This window comes from Parashewanella sp. 2304DJ23-3, from assembly GCF_056591695.1.
Genome location: NZ_JBWQOH010000001.1, coordinates 646,211 through 661,762 on the forward strand (window position 1 = coordinate 646,211; position 15,552 = coordinate 661,762).

The window sequence follows — 15,552 nt, forward strand, 5'->3', positions numbered from 1 at the left end:
TTCAAAAATCAAAATAAAGGAATGTAGAGATGAAACGCTATCTTAGCTTAGTTTTGTGCTTAATAAGCTTCCATTCGATTGCGCAAAACAATTTGATATTGGTCACCATTGATGGCTTGCGTTGGCAAGAGGTGTTTAGAGGTCCACAAGCAGAAATCGCCAACGATAAAAACGCCACAAAGCACCAAACAAAGTTAATGAAGCATCTGCTCACTCAATCCCCCAACAAAGCACGTGAAACCTTGATGCCTTTTTTGTGGACTCAGCTTGTACCGCATGGCGTCGTTATTGGTAACCGGGATAACAACTCTCATATGTCCGTTGCGAATCAGTGGAATTTTTCTTACCCGGGCTACAGTGAAATATTCACTGGTATCACTAACCCTAAGCTGAATTCAAATAAAAAAGTGAATAACCCTGAGATCAGCTTTTTAGAATGGTTACAAAATAACAGAAACTACAAACATGTTGCCGTATTTGGAAGCTGGGATGTATTTCCATACATTTTGAATACTGAGCGCAGCAAATTGCATGTCAATTCAGGCTTTGCCAGTGCAACAGGTTACGATTTAAGTGATAAAGCTGCATTTCTTAATGAAATTCAAGCTCAAACACCAAGTCCATGGGAGACGGTTCGACTCGATACTTTCACCCATAATTTCGCAGTTGAGTATTTAAAAAAGCACAAGCCTAAAGTAATGGCGATATCTTATGGTGAGACAGATGATTTTGCTCACGATGGACGCTACGACCATTATATTGAAGCCACTCGTCGCACCGATCGATTCATCAGTGATTTATGGCAACTGTTGCAATCGATGCCTGAATATAAAAACAAAACCAATCTATTGATTGTGACTGACCACGGCCGTGGTTCGAATTTGAATGATTGGCAACATCATGCCTCTAAAAAGTCACTATCTGGCTATATGAAAGCCCTACAATCAGAGTTTCCTGAAGGCATTGTTGGTTCTGAACATATCTGGATGGCAGCGATAGGACCTAACATCAAACAGCTTGGTCAGATGAAAACGTCTAGTGAATTGAAGCAATCGCAGATCGCTGCAACAGCGTTAACACTTCTAGGAGAAACGCCAATGAGGTTTAATCCAAAAGCAGATAAAGCCATTGTCGAAATAATAAAATAGCTATTGTAATAAAACGGTTATAGTCACGGATTAAGCTGTCGCTAATTACCTGTGACTATAACCAGAATAATGAAATTCAGTAATCTCCTTTATACCCTCTTAATATTCAGTTTTATTTCTTTGTCTGTACATTCGAAAACTCAAAAAATTTATTTCGGATCTTGTGCAAAGCAATACAAGCCTATGCCCATTTTTGAGGCCATTAATCGTGATAAACCCGATGTCTTCATCATGCTTGGAGATAACGTTTATGGCGATACTGAGGACATGAAAGAGCTAAAAGCAAAGTACGCTATGCTTGGGGAAAATCATGGTTTCAAGACATTAAAACAACAATCAGAAGTGATTGCCATTTGGGATGATCATGACTTCGGCGAAAACGATGCGGGTAAAGAGTACCCTCAAAAAGAAGCGTCTCGAAAAATCATGCTCGACTTTTTTGAAGAACCTAAAAATTCAGCCAGATACACTCAAAAAGACGGCATTTACACTTCTTACTCCTATGGTAAACCTGATCAAAAAGTACAAGTAATTTTGCCTGACTTGCGCTGGAACCGAGACAAGCTGCACTCAGTCAGTAAACTGGACTATGCAACAAAACGAATCCCAAAAAATATGGGGCCGTATAGCGTATCTCCTGAAAAATCAGCCAGTATGCTGGGTGAAACTCAATGGCGTTGGCTTGAGCAGGAATTATTAAAGCCTGCCAAAATCAAAATCATTGGTTCAAGCTTACAATTACTTCCTGAATTTACAGGCTGGGAATCATGGGCGAATTTCCCTCATGATAGAAATCGATTGCTCGCTTTTATCCAGAAACATCAAATCAATGGGGTATTGCTCATCAGTGGTGATACTCATTGGGGTGAAGTTTCAAAACTTAATCCCAGAAATGCATACCCTCTATGGGAAGTAACAAGTTCAGGTTTAAGTGAAAAATGGAAAGACGTTAGCCCAAACAAACACCGCATTGGCGACTTTACTAATAATGTGAATTACGGTTTTATCGAAATTAATTGGAATAAACCAGATCCTATCATTGAGTTTGGACTAAAAAATAAGTTAGGTAACTTGGTCATCAAACACCAACTTTCCTTATCAGAATTAAGTTTTAATTAGTTTTATCAGTCCCTTTGGTTGGCTGGAAGTGCAAAAATAAACCACGGCTTCCAGCCAATCCCCCAATGCTCACTCAACTTAAATACCCCGAGGAAGTCTGTGTTGTTACATCGACTATGTTTAATTCATCAAACCCTACGACAGCAGAACCCAACCCATCACTTGCAGAAAGAACGGTTTCTTTAGGTTTTAGATTTCGTGTAGGTATCGGTGGCGGCCTTTTCATAACAACTTCACTGTCTGACACATTTCTCATCCTAGTTTGAGTATTCACTCTTGGCTCATTGAAAAATGTCGAAACAGGTAAACTTGCTGAGGTTTTAGTAACCAAGCTACTTGGTATTACATCATCATATTCCCCAGAATCAACAAGGAGAGTTTCAACAGCTGTTTTGTGTATAAGTAATGGTGATTGACGAGGTGGTGGAAGACGCCCGCCCCGTCTTACTGTATCAGGAGTTGAATTCATACTACTAACCCCGGAATCGGACTCTGATCCGCTGTTATGAAAGCCTTCTAGATTCTGGCACCACTCACCAATGCTGTTATAGCAGTCATTTGGTTTAAGTTGCCACTCATCATCAATATAATCATATTCATCATCTAATGAGGCTGGAACTGTAGTTTGATAAACTATATTCGCTTTGGGTTTACTATTATCCTTAATGGTTAAAATTAATTCCTCAGCATTTTGTCTTGATTCGCTTTTTATCAAGTTAGTCTTATATTCTTGAGGTAGTAACTTTTCCAAAGAATTAAAGATTTTAAGTTGTTGTTTCGGTTCTGATGCTTGGGCTAGATCGTGAACTGCACCATAAATAACGCCCTTTAACTTGATAGGCAGATTAGATTCAATCTTATGATAAAAACCCTCTAACTGAACCCAATAGCTCATGCTGCTTCTACCATGCATCGCACTCTGAACCATACTATCTGTATTTGCTACTGCCATATTTTGAAGCCTATAAGTCATACAATAGATTCATAAAATGCAAAATACGCAGCAGAAACAATATAAAAAAATGCTTATAGTGATCTATATCACTTTTTCGTGATTACCATTTATTAATGAAAAAGGTTTTATATTCCAATAAATTATTCAGAATTATTTTTCTATGCGATTATTTCGTCATTTTGGAGGTTTCATTAATACCTTCAAGCGTTGAATAATGGATAAATTCTTTTGGCTAGCATCCCAAATCATATCTCTCCACTCGATAAAACTTACCGTTAATGGATTAAAACTATTAACAGGCTTGGTAATTCCGTAGCGAACCGTTTCTTTTTCAGGTACAAAGGTGCCAAATAATTTATCCCAAACAATAAATACACCAGCATAGTTTTTGTCGATATATTGTGGATTTACACCGTGGTGAACTCTATGGTGTGACGGTGTGTTCATAACCCATTCTAACCAACCTAATTTCCCAACCATTTGTGTATGAACAAAGAATTGATAACCCAGACTCAATAAAACGGTAAATACGACCCACTTTGGATCAAACCCTAGAACAATAAGCGGTAACCAAAACACCCACATGCCGGCCAATGGGTACATCAAACTTTGGCGAAACGCTGTAGTAAAATTCATATTTTCAGAGCTATGATGAACAACATGTGCCGCCCACATCCAACGGATTCGATGACTTGCCCTGTGGAACCAGTAGTAGCAAAAATCCTGGGCCACCAGCAATAATACGAAGGTCCAGACCGTCATTTCGATATCAAAAAATCGAAAACCAAAAACACTCAAGTACAATTGCGCAATAAACAAACCAGCGAGCAAATCCGTCACTTGATGAAGTCCTGCTAAACTGAAGTTGCACAGCACTTCTGGTAATTTATATTGTGCATTTTCTGGCAATTTATTTTTTCTAATGCCTAAAAAGTATTCCAATAAAATACATAAGAAGAAAATGGGTGCTAATACCACCAACAGCCATTCTGGGTGGTTAATCAGGTTTTCAACACTCATTACGACAATCCTTTATTATTGTTGTTAAAACCAAGCTACCATTTAGCATAGTGATCTTCTGTGAGCCCGAGCACGTTCGATAATCGATAAGTTTTACCCGAGTTATCGTGAATCACACCATTAAAATCACCGATAAATTGTCTGAAATTACTCTTCAACAAAATGAGATTAAGTCTCTCACTACGCACATTTCTAGGCGTAAAATAAAGATCAACTTGTCCGTTCTCTGACAAAATATGCCATCCGTCTTTATCGCCATTATGGCGACTAAAGATAAACTGTGTCGCTCCAAGCAAATGGCGCTCACCATTTATCCAGAACACATTTTCGGAGTTTCCAGTTTCGTTGACACCTGCTGCCAAATTTAGCCCTATAACTCCTTGTTCAATTTCAGCGTTCAACGAAGCCCAACGCCAACTCGTTTCACGACGCATAAAACCGGCAGAAAAATCATAACTCGCCAAAGCATGATTGAGTGGCTGCTGTTCTTCGTTAATCGTTAATTGACCGACAGGTTTTATTCCATTGTGTTTTTGGGTATATGTCCACCCACTGTATGAAGTTGGACTGCACATAGACATTGGTAAGCTGAGTGCAAGTGGCTCCAGCCGTAAATTCGCACTGATCTTTTTAGAATTAATTTTTAAATGCCATTTACCATCAATGATCTCAAGACGGATGCCATTTGGCTTGCTACCGATCTCAGTAACACCATTCATAGGAGAACGACCTACCGTATAACTTAACCCTAACGGCCGCAGCCAAGTCGTCTCTACCAGCTTATTTTTGTGGATATCATAAACATAACAAAAGCTACTTCCGACATAACGAATGTCCGCAATAGCAACGCCAATGACATAATGAGGTGTTATGACTGAAACAAATTGAAACTGCTTATAATGAAAATACTTCTTCAAAGTGCTCATAGGTTTATCCATCACATTAAAATAATTAAAGTCACGGATATTTAAATCTGAAACAATGCCATCAAACTGACCAAATATTGGTTCACCGTGGCAATCTATCAATTTTTCTGGTGCGATTTGGGTGTGCTTTTTAAAATCAAACATCACATTCTTCTGTGGTACGACCTCACATTTACTGTAACGGTAACGAGAGGTAAGTTAAAGAGAAACTTTACAATTAGTTAACAAGGTATTCTGATATACTCATTCACATAAATTACTTGCAAGATTTACTCATGGAAAAACACGCTTATCTCGATGCAATGGAGATCTCTAGATGGCAATTGGCGACATCAGCAAGCCAACAACCTGAATTTTTAATCTTGCATGATGATGACGATACACCTCCTTCTGCAGAGTTTATAGAGCAAATATTATCTTTAATGGAGCTTTCTGATATTGAGTACCATTTAACAGAGAAGCCAATTAAAGGTGCTAAAGTTATTTGGGATATGAGAAGCCGTAAGACTCGCCCACACGTTGCTTGGATTGAATCACAACCAATGAAGCTGCTGCTCAATGGCAGCAGCGGTAAAAGACAATTGTGGCAGAAAATTTGTGACCATTTGAAAGATAAAAAATAACACCTCATGAAGATAGAACAGAATGCTCTACGCTTTGTTGAGCTTTGCGTAGATGATAGCCAACATATTGCAACCATCGAAAACTTAGCCCACTCTCACCCCATGTCAGTAAAGAACATCCAGAGCTGCTTTGGGCGTTTGTATCACAATCTTGGAATTCAGCTAGACCAACAGCTCGTTGCTTTTGCCATCGTTCATCAAGTTGTTGATGAGGCTACGTTGATGGATATTTGTGTTGCACAAAGCGTTCAAGGACAAGGATTCGGAAAAATTCTGATGGCTGAACTCATTCAAGCTGCAAAACAAAGAAAGGCCGCTTTTTTACAGTTAGAGGTTAGAGCTTCCAATCACAGTGCGATTCAGCTTTACATCAAGTCAGGGTTTGCAGAGACAGGAAAGAGAAAAGATTATTACCCCTCAGAAAAAGGGCGTGAAGATGCCATTTTGATGGAGCTAAAATTATAGATAATGCGGAGTACGTTACTTCAGCCATTAAAAAAGCCGCAATTGCGGCTTTTTTATTAAAATAAAAAGGCTAAGTGCTTACTTAACTTCTTTACCCATCGCTTGTAAGTCAGCATGATAACTTGAGCGAACCATTGGACCGCACGCAGCGTGAGTAAAACCAATGTCATCAGCAAACTCTTTAAGCTCATCAAATTCTACTGGCGGCACATAACGTACAACTGGCAAGTGGAACTTAGATGGTTGTAAGTACTGACCTAATGTCAGCATTTCAACATTGTGCTCACGAAGGTCACGCAGTACTTGCATGATCTCTTCATTGCTTTCACCTAGACCCATCATCAAACCTGATTTAGTAGGTACATCAGGGTGGCGCTCTTTAAACTGCTTAAGCAAGTTTAATGACCATTGATAGTTCGCACCAGGGCGCGCTTTACGGTAATGTGCAGGCGCTGTTTCTAAGTTGTGGTTAAACACATCAGGCGGGCTTTGTGAAATGATATCAAGTGCAGTATCAATGCGACCACGGAAATCAGGCACTAAGATTTCAATCTTAATATCAGGGTTAAGAATACGAATTTCACGAATACAATCTGCAAAATGTTGCGCACCACCATCACGTAAATCATCGCGGTCAACAGATGTGATCACGACATATTTAAGCTTCATGTCTTTAATGGTTTTAGCAAGCTTCACTGGTTCTTCAGCATCAGGCTTTAACGGACGACCATGAGCAACATCGCAAAACGGACAACGACGAGTACAAATCGCACCTAAAATCATAAAGGTTGCTGTACCGTGGTTAAAACATTCAGATAAATTCGGGCACGATGCTTCTTCACATACTGAATGCAGGCCATTTTTACGGAGTGCTTGTTTAATTTCAGTAATGCGCTGGTTTGATGCAGGCAATTTAACACGCAACCAGTCAGGCTTACGCAACATTGTTTCACGTTCAGAAGGAACGATTTTCACCGGGATACGTGATACTTTGTCAGCATCACGTAACTTCACACCGGGCTGTAGTCTTTCAGGTCTACTCATTGACTTCTGCTAATCCTTGATGATGAACTTGTTGTTTATAATCTAATAAACGTCCCAAGTTCTGAATAAGTTTATCGCCTGCTTCCTGCACCGATTGCGGGCCACCAAGATCACAACATTGCACCATTTGTAATCCTGCATAACCACATGGGTTAATTCTATGAAATGGCTCCATATCCATATTTACGTTTAACGCTAAACCATGGAAAGAACAACCTTTTCTAATTCTTAAGCCTAAGGAGGCTACTTTTGCTTCATTAACATACACACCAGGTGCATCAGCTTTAGGATATGCTTCAACGTCATACTCGTTAAGCATATCAACAATACTTTGCTCAATGGTATTAACCAGCTGACGAACGCCTATCTTAAGCCTTTTAATATCAAGAAGTGGGTAGACCACTAATTGACCCGGACCGTGATACGTCACTTGCCCGCCTCTATCAACCTGAATGACAGGTATATCTCCGGGCATTAAAATATGTTCCGCTTTACCTGCTTGGCCTTGGGTAAACACGGGCGGGTGTTCTACAACCCATATTTCGTCAGCACTTTCAGAATCACGGTTATCCGTATATTCCTGCATGGCATGCCAAACGGTTTCGTAATTTTGTCGACCCAGTTGCCTAATGTGCAGTTTTCCGTCTTGCAAAAGCTTTTCTCCTAAATCACGAGCTTAGAGTACTCGTTTCACACCTTCAATTTTAGCAAGTTCCACATAAAGCGTTTCTACTTGAGCTTTACTTGTTGCTTTAATTCGAATGGTTACAGAATGATATGTCCCTTTACTTGATGCTTTAGTAGAAGGAGAGTAATCACCAGGAGCATGCTGTTGAACTACAGCAACAACACGATCTTCTAAAGTGTCACTTGCATCCCCAACAACTTTAAACGGGAAGGAGCAAGGAAACTCCATTAACTCGTCAAACTTTGTATCTAACATCGAATATACCTAAAATAAAATCATAATTGATGCATATATTGTGACGATTATACCTAAATCAAGGGCAAGTTTCTGCTCTTTCACATTAGGAATATTTATCTATTAACCCTTAATAGAGAATTAATGTTCTTTAATAAGCATTCACAATTTGAAATTGATTTCTAAAATGGGCATTACGGCAATCAAATGAGTAAAATAGTTTGCTACCAGTATCCCCAATACCAATGACGAATACGTTTGCCTATCCCTCTCTGGATAGTGGAGCTACGTTTACTCAAGAACGGTTTGTAAAATTATTAGAGGATGCTCCTGATTGCTTTCAATTAAGTTATAACCGAAAACCTAGCAGTAAAGAGCTCCAAAAATTAAAGGAATTAAGCAGGCTTAAAAGCAATTTAGATTGTTGTCACTATGCCCCTTCATTAAGTTCTTCAAACTTGATAAAAAGATTCCATATTATTAGACAGTTCCTTCCCGAGTCTTCTCAGAAACACCTGCAAATTCAATTTGTAAAACCTGCATATAATGAACATGTCGAAGTCAGGTTTATTTATAATGGGAACGTGGTAAAACAGTTTAGCACTGAGAATTTGGCTTCGGTTGTAAGAGCACACAGTAAAGGGGTAATGTCTCCTTATATCCAGTCACCACCAAATTGCTCGGCGGATATAAGGAAGTGCATTCAAACATTTGTAAATTTATTAAAAAAATTGGAAGTATTAAACGTTCACTTAACACTTTCAGAAAAAGAAAATACGATTCCTGACACAGAAGAACAGAAAGCATTAGAAAAAAGAATGTTTTTCAAAACCCTTCCTCAACTTATTAACCTTACTGAGGAGGAAGTTAGCGAGATAGAAAATTTAGATTATTACAGAGACTCGAATGCTTTAACTTGTTGGCGACGTTTGGAATTTGGGAGTTGCCGTATTGTCAATTTTCAACCTCTAGTCGCTGAGTTACGCTTCTCGGATGAAAACTTCTTTATCACTCCTAACTTTGATGTTCCCTTACCTACACCGACATCAAACTGTAACGAAGAGTTAATTGAAGATTACACCGAATACATGGATAAAATTTTTACTGGCGAGTTTTTTGATTACCGTAATTTCCGTGAATTTTTGCAAGGCGTACTTTTACTATCATCTGGAGCATCTGGAGCATCTGGAGCATCTGGAGCATCTGCGTCAAAGGAATCAATTCCAGTTTTAGCGACAACGCCTACCATGCAAATCTTCCCTCAGCTAATCAGTAGCACTAAAATACTAGATACCGATAACAGGTCAACTTTTCATGAAGTAAAACTAGAACTCGAAAAAGCAACACTCTGTGGAGTACCGATGTCTGAAGTTCTCAAATATTTTTTCCCTACTAAATTTCCTCGAAATGCTAACTGACTAATTAAGCCTGAATATAAATTGACCGCTTTTTTTCTCTCGATTACACTCGGTGAATCTTGCTGTTAGCGGAAAACATCATGTTTGAATTAGAAAAAATAAGTTTAAAGGGTAATGTTTCTGAAGAAGAGTGGCAGCTTAGAGTCGACTTAGCGGCTTGCTATCGTCTAGCCCAACATTTTGGTTGGGATGACACTATTTACACTCATATTTCTGCTCGGTTACCTGACAAAGATGAGTACCTTGTCAACGCATACGGTTTGGCATTCGATGAAATTACAGCTTCTAACTTGGTAAAGGTTAATCTTAAAGGAGAAATCCTAGATGATACGCCTTTCAAAATAAACCCTGCGGGTTTTACTATCCATAGTGCGATTCATGAAGTTCGACATGATGCTCAATGTGTTATCCACTTACATACTAATGAAACTATTGTAATTGCCACAATTGAAGACGGTTTATTGCCAATATCTCAGCATTCTATGTTCTCTATTAATCAAATGGCTTATCACGGCTATGAAGGGCTCGCCGTTAATCACGATGAAAAGCAACGTCTACAAGAAGACTTAGGTAAAGCAAACATTCTAATGCTACCTAACCATGGGGCATTGGCGCTTGGAAGAACTGTTGGTGAAGCGTTTATGCGCTGGGCTGATTTACAAAAAGCTTGCGAGATTCAAGTCATGGCGCTATCAACAGAGCAGCCTTTGATTCCGATAAAGCAGCACGTGCTTGATACGGTTAAAGAGCAACAACAAAAAGTGCATATGGGCGGAACTGGTGGGCAAATGGTTTGGCCTGCCATGCTGAGAAAAGCCTACCGACTTGATCCAACATTTGCAGAATAACTTCCCATTAAAGGAATGAATATGAAAATTACTCACGTTGAGATCTTTGACATCCATTGTCCCAAGAGACCCGCATGGAATCCTGTTTTTGTCAGAGTCCACACAGATGAAGGTATTACAGGTGTTGGAGAAGCTGGTCTTGCTTATGATTTAGGGCATAGTGCTGCTGCTAATATGACTAAAGAGTTTTCTGAAGCATTCTTAATTGGCTTTGACCCATTTCAAACTGAGAACCTTTGGTCACGTATGCTACGAGAGAGCTTTTGGGGGCTAGGTGGTGGACCTGTAGTTTACGCTGCAATGAGTGCCATCGATACGGCACTTTGGGACATCAAAGGTAAAGCGCTTAACCTACCGGTTTATCAATTGCTCGGTGGTAAAGTGAACACTAAATTACGTACTTACGCTTCACAACTTCAGTTTGACTGGGATAAAGAATTTAAAGCGTTAAAAGCACCTGAGGAATACGCTGAAGCGGCACTGAAAGCCCTTGATGAGGGTTATGACGCAGTGAAAGTCGATCCTATTATGTATGACAAAAATGGGAATACTTACTACGACCGTACCAAGCTTATCTCTAAGGCCGAAATGAAACTGTACCATTCTCGAATGGCCGCAATTCGTCACGCTGTTGGTGATGAGGTCGATATTATTTTTGAATGTCATAGTTTGCCAGGCGCAACAACAGCCATTCAGTTAGGTGAAATAGCTGAAGAATACGGATGCATGTACTATGAAGAACCTGTGAATTATCTTAATCCTTCTCTTCACTCCAAAGTAGCGGATAAAGTCAATGTTCCTATCGCAGGTGGAGAGCGCTTGTACAACCGCTGGCAAGTTCGACCATACCTTGAGGAGCAAAGTGTCGACGTACTTCAACCTGATATTGGGTTATGCGGTGGCTTCACTGAAACGAAAAAGGTTTGTGATTATGCCGACATTTTCGATGTACGCATTCAAGCCCATGTTTGCGGTGGTCCTGTTGCTACAGCCGCCTCACTTCATTTGGAAACCGCTATTCCAAACTTTTTAATCCATGAGCATCACACTTATGCTATAAAACAATGGAACCGAGAATTGTGCATGCAAGACCCACAGCCTAAAAACGGTTTCTTTGAAGTTTCTGAAGCAGCAGGGATAGGGATAGAACTCAATGATGAGGTTGTAATGAAGTCACCTAGAATTGTAATTAAGTAAGATAAACCCTCTTTGCATTTTCGTAACTCAGCTTACTCCAAACTTCAGGCGTAAGCTGCATTTCGGAATACTCTTGCCAGACTTGTTGATAACTTTTTTGAGTCAAACAAAGCGGAAAGTTACTGGCAAACATTACTCTATTCTCTGAAAAACTATCAAGCAAAGTATCAAGTACCTTCTGTTTAAACTCACCAGTTACAGATTGGCTGAGCATTTCAAAACCACAAAATTTCATATAAACATTCTGACATTGGGATAGCTTTTTAATCCCGTGACTCCAACTTTCATAATTATCTGGTAACACAAAACCACAGTGGTTAATCACTATTTTCAGCTTTGGCAGCTCCCGAGCCAGTGAATCAAAAAGCTTTACGGCATCATGATTATCAAGATTAAACTGTGCCTCAAAAATCAGTTTACTTCTCTCTAATAACGTTAAGTTCGTTACAACAGAATCAGCTTTTAGCCTTCGAAAGTCTTCATCTTCAGAAATGTCTCTAATTCCAATGAACTGTTGAAACAGCATAAATAACGACAATTTCCTTTCGAAAATTATAGGGGCTGTATCCAACGCTAAGTATGCAATTAATGAGGCTTTCTTCGAGACGTTAGATACAAAAGACAGCTCTCTTTCTGGATGTGTATTATCAAAGCCTGCCTCAACATGAGTAAGACCTTCAAGTTCAAATGGCGGAAGTAGCGTTAAATCTTCAACTGAGAAGTTTTTCTTTATTTGATTAACATTTTTAAGCCAACGCTCATCTGCATTTCGTAACCAATGGTAATGACCTTTGGTTAAATCAATAAAGTGAACATGTGGGTCAAAAATAAGTTGTGGCATAAACACTCACAAAATTGCTTTCTAGCCAACAACTCAATAGCTATACTGGGATTGTTTACTATATAAGCAGATTAAATGGATGATGTAAATGAACCATCATGACGTTCTTAAATTCTGGTATGGAGAAATCGAGGACGGGTTTTCTTCTCCCGAACATAATAAAGTTTGGTTTCAAGGTGGAACTGACTTTGATGATAAAGTTAGAGATAACTTCGGTGAGCTTCATGAAAAGGCAATGTCCCAACAACTCGAAGACTGGGCTCTACACCCACACCCGACGCTAGCATTAGTTATTACTCTTGACCAATTCTCTCGTAATATTTATAGAAAAACAGCAAAAGCCTTTGCTGGAGATCTCCTCGCTCAACAATACACTAAGCTCGCTATTAACAATAATTGGGATTTACAACTTCAATTTGTTGAGCGCATTTTTTTATACATGCCACTGCATCACTCAGAAAATTTGGCCGATCAAGCGTTCTGTTTAGAACTCTTTGACAAAATATATAGTGAGGTGGATGAGCTGCATAAAAGTGTTATAGAAAACTACCTCAGTTATATAAGAGAGCACAAAGAAGTTATCGAACGATTTGGGCGATTCCCACATCGTAATAGAGTATTAAAAAGAGAGAGCACCAAAGAAGAACTTCGATATTTAAATCAAGGTGCTCCCAGTTATGGGCAATAACAATGTTAAAGCCCTATAATTAGAAGCTATAACCTAAACCTAAATTAACTAACTTTAAAGTGAGAATATCCATATCTTGGTAGTCATAACTAACCCCCAGCAAGAAACCACTATCAAATTGGTAACGCCAGCCAACTTTTGCCATGGCAGCTATACCATCAGTGTTTGATTTCAATAAGACTTCATTTTTGCGATTTACTAAACGGTGCTTAACGTCGTAACGTTGTGCGCCAAGCGTAAAAATCAATTGATTTCGCTTTGATAAATGAGCAGTATAGCTACCCGCAACTCGAAACGAACTTAAATCATCTAAAATAAGTTCATTTTCAAGTCTAAAAATATTGCTAAATAGCTCACCGAATGGCTCAGGTGATATGTCTTTGTAGCCAACTTCCAGTGACCAACTATCTGTATAGTGGTATTGATAAGCTATATCATAACCAATCATGCTACTATCATTTTCAATATTTTGACCAGACTTATCATTACTTCCACCTAAAGAAAGTGAAGCTTGAGTCGTATGTTTAAAATAATCTTCAGCAGAGACCGTTGTAGACAATAACAATGGAATGAGTAGCGCTAACTTCTTCATATTACTTCCTTATATTTTTTAGCGCTCGCAAATGTACTTTAAAAGTTTATTCTCGTAAATAAAAAGCTGGAATTTTTCCAGCCCAATCAATACGGAAGTAGTATGTCTTTTAAAAACTAAATCCAATAGTCAAATTACCTGTTCCTATATCTAAAACATCTAAATCTTGGTAGTCGTAACTTAGGCCGAGCAAAAAGCCACCATCAAACTGATATCGCCAGCCTACTCGGGCATAATAGCTAAAACCGTCTTTATCGAACTTAGATAAGGTTTGTTCAGCAGAATTCCTTAGTCGATAAGTAACATCATAACGCTGTACACCCAAAGAAAAGATTAATTGATTCCGTTCGGAAAGTGGTGCCGTGTATTGCCCTGCTAACCTAACCGTATCAACATCATCCAAAACAATATCATTATCGAATAAATCATTAATGATGCTGGTAAACACATCAGGGGAAACCGACTTATAACCCAGCTCGACGCCCCAGTTATTATCGATGTGATATTGATAGGCAACATCGAACCCTAGCATGACATCATCATTCTCAACATGATAATTCGATTTATCGGCGCTGGTGCCCATCGTAAATGACCCAGTCAAACTGGCATCGAAGGGCTTTGCAACAGCGGAAAGAGAAAATAAAGCGAATGTGATAACAAGAAATCGTTTAAGCATTGTCTCTGGCCTTTTATTGATTGAAACCAGAGACAATTATAGTCATGATTTTACAGGTTACTTATACAAAGAAGGATCTGACTTATTCGGTCTAGTTTTAAAGCGTCTATGTAACCACATATATTGTGAACGATTTCGATCGATTAACTCTTCGATAATATGATTACCTCTGGTCGCATCACTTAACTCATCTTCACCAGGGAAGTTATCCAATGGAGGGAGAAACTCTACGTTATAACCATCATCATTTTCATTACGCTCAACAAATAGCGGGATTACTTTGGCTTTTCCTAATTTAGCCAGCGTAGTACCACCAGTGATAGTTGCGGCTTCATTTACCCCATAAAACGGAATGAATACAGCACTTGAACGGCCAAAATCTTGATCTGCTGTGTACCAAATCATACGGCCATTACGTAAGCAACGTACCATTTTACGTAAATCACGTTTTGGCACTAAGCCATCATTAGAACGTAAGCGCCCTTTAACCTGTAAATACTCCATAACAGGGTTATTATGAGGCCGATAGACACCAACTCCTGCTTGAAACTGTCCGATAATGCGAGCGCCCATCTCTAGAGGCAAACAGTGAACAGCAAATAAGATTACACCTTGACCAGAATCTAGCGTATCTCGGATGTACTCTTTGCCTTTGATATTCATATGCTGTTGAATGCGACGATCTGACCACCACCAAGCATTTACTGTATCAAAAATGGCTTTACCTGTTTCTTCAAAGTTTCGATGCAGTAATTCCGCTTTTTCTGAATCAGACATATCAGGAAAACAAAGCTCTAGGTTTCTTCGAGCTGTTTTTTCTCTTTTTTTAATCAATTTCTTAGCAAAAGAACCTAATCCTGCTCCCAGTCGCATTTGAAATTTTAACGGTAATAGAGTTAACAGGCGCATAAGTCCAATCGCTAACCACATTAACCAAAACTTCGGATGCAGTAACTTATAAGAAAATGTTGCGTTTTCTACCACGGATCACTCACAAAAAATCTGAATATCCCAATATTCTAACGCAAAAATTAACAGAATTAGGTAGAATCCCGTTTAATTAATTATTT

Annotated in this window: 18 protein-coding genes; 8 read left to right on the forward strand and 10 right to left on the reverse strand. The window is 39.0% G+C overall.

Going from position 1 to position 15,552, the window contains the following annotated elements:
• Positions 1 to 29 precede the first annotated feature (29 nt).
• Complete coding sequence (locus AC1EU2_RS02820; RefSeq protein WP_480296477.1) at positions 30 to 1,148, forward strand: alkaline phosphatase family protein; 1,119 nt, start codon at positions 30 to 32, stop codon at positions 1,146 to 1,148.
• A gap of 69 nt (positions 1,149 to 1,217) precedes the next feature.
• Positions 1,218 to 2,267 carry an alkaline phosphatase D family protein gene (locus AC1EU2_RS02825; protein WP_480296478.1) on the forward strand — a complete coding sequence of 350 codons (1,050 nt, stop codon included), beginning with the start codon at positions 1,218 to 1,220 and terminating at the stop codon, positions 2,265 to 2,267.
• Positions 2,268 to 2,340: 73 nt separating this feature from the next.
• Here AC1EU2_RS02825 and AC1EU2_RS02830 read toward each other — a convergent pair whose 3' ends face one another.
• From AC1EU2_RS02830 to AC1EU2_RS02840, 3 genes are all read right to left on the reverse strand, one after another.
• On the reverse strand, positions 2,341 to 3,219 hold the full coding sequence (locus tag AC1EU2_RS02830) for a hypothetical protein (RefSeq protein WP_480296479.1): 879 nt from the start codon (positions 3,217 to 3,219) through the stop codon (positions 2,341 to 2,343).
• Between the two features lie 177 nt (positions 3,220 to 3,396).
• Positions 3,397 to 4,242 (reverse strand): sterol desaturase family protein, encoded by an 846-nt coding sequence (locus AC1EU2_RS02835; RefSeq protein ID WP_480296480.1) that lies wholly within the window; start codon positions 4,240 to 4,242, stop codon positions 3,397 to 3,399.
• Positions 4,243 to 4,277: 35 nt separating this feature from the next.
• Positions 4,278 to 5,312: a DUF2804 domain-containing protein gene (locus AC1EU2_RS02840; RefSeq protein ID WP_480296481.1), complete on the reverse strand. Its 1,035-nt coding sequence runs from the start codon at positions 5,310 to 5,312 to the stop codon at positions 4,278 to 4,280.
• A gap of 131 nt (positions 5,313 to 5,443) precedes the next feature.
• Here AC1EU2_RS02840 and AC1EU2_RS02845 point away from each other — a divergent pair, with 131 nt between their 5' ends.
• Both AC1EU2_RS02845 and rimI read left to right on the forward strand, forming a co-directional pair.
• The gene (locus AC1EU2_RS02845; protein WP_480296482.1) at positions 5,444 to 5,791 is read left to right on the forward strand and encodes a hypothetical protein; all 348 of its coding nucleotides are present in this window, start codon (positions 5,444 to 5,446) and stop codon (positions 5,789 to 5,791) included.
• Between the two features lie 6 nt (positions 5,792 to 5,797).
• Positions 5,798 to 6,256 carry a ribosomal protein S18-alanine N-acetyltransferase gene (rimI, locus tag AC1EU2_RS02850; RefSeq protein WP_480296483.1) on the forward strand — a complete coding sequence of 153 codons (459 nt, stop codon included), beginning with the start codon at positions 5,798 to 5,800 and terminating at the stop codon, positions 6,254 to 6,256.
• Positions 6,257 to 6,334: 78 nt separating this feature from the next.
• Here rimI and lipA read toward each other — a convergent pair whose 3' ends face one another.
• Genes lipA through ybeD form a run of 3 tightly spaced genes read right to left on the reverse strand, consistent with a single transcriptional unit; the run spans position 6,335 to position 8,243 of the window.
• On the reverse strand, positions 6,335 to 7,300 hold the full coding sequence (gene lipA / locus AC1EU2_RS02855; protein ID WP_480296484.1) for a lipoyl synthase: 966 nt from the start codon (positions 7,298 to 7,300) through the stop codon (positions 6,335 to 6,337).
• A complete protein-coding gene (gene lipB / locus AC1EU2_RS02860; protein WP_480296485.1) occupies positions 7,293 to 7,952 on the reverse strand; it encodes a lipoyl(octanoyl) transferase LipB in 660 nt (219 codons plus the stop codon). The genes lipA and lipB overlap by 8 nt, the downstream gene beginning before the upstream one ends.
• Before the next feature lie 24 nt (positions 7,953 to 7,976).
• Complete coding sequence (ybeD, locus tag AC1EU2_RS02865; RefSeq protein ID WP_129948181.1) at positions 7,977 to 8,243, reverse strand: DUF493 family protein YbeD; 267 nt, start codon at positions 8,241 to 8,243, stop codon at positions 7,977 to 7,979.
• A 224-nt stretch (positions 8,244 to 8,467) separates the two neighbouring features.
• On the opposite strand from ybeD, the gene AC1EU2_RS02870 reads away from it, so the two are divergent.
• The 3 genes from AC1EU2_RS02870 (at position 8,468) to AC1EU2_RS02880 (ending at position 11,685) form a co-directional block, all read left to right on the forward strand.
• On the forward strand, positions 8,468 to 9,640 hold the full coding sequence (locus AC1EU2_RS02870) for a hypothetical protein (protein ID WP_480296486.1): 1,173 nt from the start codon (positions 8,468 to 8,470) through the stop codon (positions 9,638 to 9,640).
• Positions 9,641 to 9,720: 80 nt separating this feature from the next.
• Positions 9,721 to 10,488 (forward strand): class II aldolase/adducin family protein, encoded by a 768-nt coding sequence (locus AC1EU2_RS02875; protein WP_480296487.1) that lies wholly within the window; start codon positions 9,721 to 9,723, stop codon positions 10,486 to 10,488.
• A 21-nt stretch (positions 10,489 to 10,509) separates the two neighbouring features.
• Positions 10,510 to 11,685: a mandelate racemase/muconate lactonizing enzyme family protein gene (locus AC1EU2_RS02880; protein ID WP_480296488.1), complete on the forward strand. Its 1,176-nt coding sequence runs from the start codon at positions 10,510 to 10,512 to the stop codon at positions 11,683 to 11,685.
• On the opposite strand, the gene AC1EU2_RS02885 is transcribed toward AC1EU2_RS02880, so the two are convergent.
• Positions 11,678 to 12,526 (reverse strand): amidohydrolase family protein, encoded by an 849-nt coding sequence (locus AC1EU2_RS02885; protein ID WP_480296489.1) that lies wholly within the window; start codon positions 12,524 to 12,526, stop codon positions 11,678 to 11,680. The genes AC1EU2_RS02880 and AC1EU2_RS02885 overlap by 8 nt on opposite strands.
• Positions 12,527 to 12,614: 88 nt before the next feature.
• Between AC1EU2_RS02885 and AC1EU2_RS02890 the strand changes: the two genes are divergently transcribed.
• Positions 12,615 to 13,214 carry a DUF924 family protein gene (locus AC1EU2_RS02890; protein ID WP_480296490.1) on the forward strand — a complete coding sequence of 200 codons (600 nt, stop codon included), beginning with the start codon at positions 12,615 to 12,617 and terminating at the stop codon, positions 13,212 to 13,214.
• A 19-nt stretch (positions 13,215 to 13,233) separates the two neighbouring features.
• On the opposite strand, the gene AC1EU2_RS02895 is transcribed toward AC1EU2_RS02890, so the two are convergent.
• The 3 genes from AC1EU2_RS02895 to lpxL all read right to left on the reverse strand — a co-directional run bounded on the left by AC1EU2_RS02895 (position 13,234) and on the right by lpxL (position 15,466).
• Positions 13,234 to 13,806, reverse strand: coding sequence for an outer membrane beta-barrel protein (locus tag AC1EU2_RS02895; protein WP_480296491.1), 573 nt, complete (start codon positions 13,804 to 13,806; stop codon positions 13,234 to 13,236).
• A gap of 109 nt (positions 13,807 to 13,915) precedes the next feature.
• The gene (locus tag AC1EU2_RS02900) at positions 13,916 to 14,482 is read right to left on the reverse strand and encodes an outer membrane beta-barrel protein (protein ID WP_480296492.1); all 567 of its coding nucleotides are present in this window, start codon (positions 14,480 to 14,482) and stop codon (positions 13,916 to 13,918) included.
• 57 nt (positions 14,483 to 14,539) lie between these two features.
• Positions 14,540 to 15,466 carry an LpxL/LpxP family Kdo(2)-lipid IV(A) lauroyl/palmitoleoyl acyltransferase gene (lpxL, locus tag AC1EU2_RS02905; protein WP_480296493.1) on the reverse strand — a complete coding sequence of 309 codons (927 nt, stop codon included), beginning with the start codon at positions 15,464 to 15,466 and terminating at the stop codon, positions 14,540 to 14,542.
• Positions 15,467 to 15,552: the final 86 nt, after the last annotated feature.

Excerpts from the sequence above, each read along its gene's own strand:
- AC1EU2_RS02900 (WP_480296492.1), bottom strand. The coding sequence starts at position 14,482 with ATGCTTAAACGATTTCTTGTTATCACATTCGCTTTATTTTCTCTTTCC.
- AC1EU2_RS02825 (WP_480296478.1), top strand. The coding sequence starts at position 1,218 with ATGAAATTCAGTAATCTCCTTTATACCCTCTTAATATTCAGTTTTATT.
- AC1EU2_RS02875 (WP_480296487.1), top strand. The coding sequence starts at position 9,721 with ATGTTTGAATTAGAAAAAATAAGTTTAAAGGGTAATGTTTCTGAAGAA.
- ybeD (WP_129948181.1), bottom strand. The coding sequence starts at position 8,243 with ATGTTAGATACAAAGTTTGACGAGTTAATGGAGTTTCCTTGCTCCTTC.
- AC1EU2_RS02830 (WP_480296479.1), bottom strand. The coding sequence starts at position 3,219 with ATGGCAGTAGCAAATACAGATAGTATGGTTCAGAGTGCGATGCATGGT.
- AC1EU2_RS02870 (WP_480296486.1), top strand. The coding sequence starts at position 8,468 with ATGACGAATACGTTTGCCTATCCCTCTCTGGATAGTGGAGCTACGTTT.
- AC1EU2_RS02840 (WP_480296481.1), bottom strand. The coding sequence starts at position 5,312 with ATGTTTGATTTTAAAAAGCACACCCAAATCGCACCAGAAAAATTGATA.
- AC1EU2_RS02890 (WP_480296490.1), top strand. The coding sequence starts at position 12,615 with ATGAACCATCATGACGTTCTTAAATTCTGGTATGGAGAAATCGAGGAC.
- lipA (WP_480296484.1), bottom strand. The coding sequence starts at position 7,300 with ATGAGTAGACCTGAAAGACTACAGCCCGGTGTGAAGTTACGTGATGCT.
- AC1EU2_RS02845 (WP_480296482.1), top strand. The coding sequence starts at position 5,444 with ATGGAAAAACACGCTTATCTCGATGCAATGGAGATCTCTAGATGGCAA.
- AC1EU2_RS02835 (WP_480296480.1), bottom strand. The coding sequence starts at position 4,242 with ATGAGTGTTGAAAACCTGATTAACCACCCAGAATGGCTGTTGGTGGTA.
- AC1EU2_RS02820 (WP_480296477.1), top strand. The coding sequence starts at position 30 with ATGAAACGCTATCTTAGCTTAGTTTTGTGCTTAATAAGCTTCCATTCG.
- rimI (WP_480296483.1), top strand. The coding sequence starts at position 5,798 with ATGAAGATAGAACAGAATGCTCTACGCTTTGTTGAGCTTTGCGTAGAT.
- AC1EU2_RS02895 (WP_480296491.1), bottom strand. The coding sequence starts at position 13,806 with ATGAAGAAGTTAGCGCTACTCATTCCATTGTTATTGTCTACAACGGTC.
- AC1EU2_RS02880 (WP_480296488.1), top strand. The coding sequence starts at position 10,510 with ATGAAAATTACTCACGTTGAGATCTTTGACATCCATTGTCCCAAGAGA.
- AC1EU2_RS02885 (WP_480296489.1), bottom strand. The coding sequence starts at position 12,526 with ATGCCACAACTTATTTTTGACCCACATGTTCACTTTATTGATTTAACC.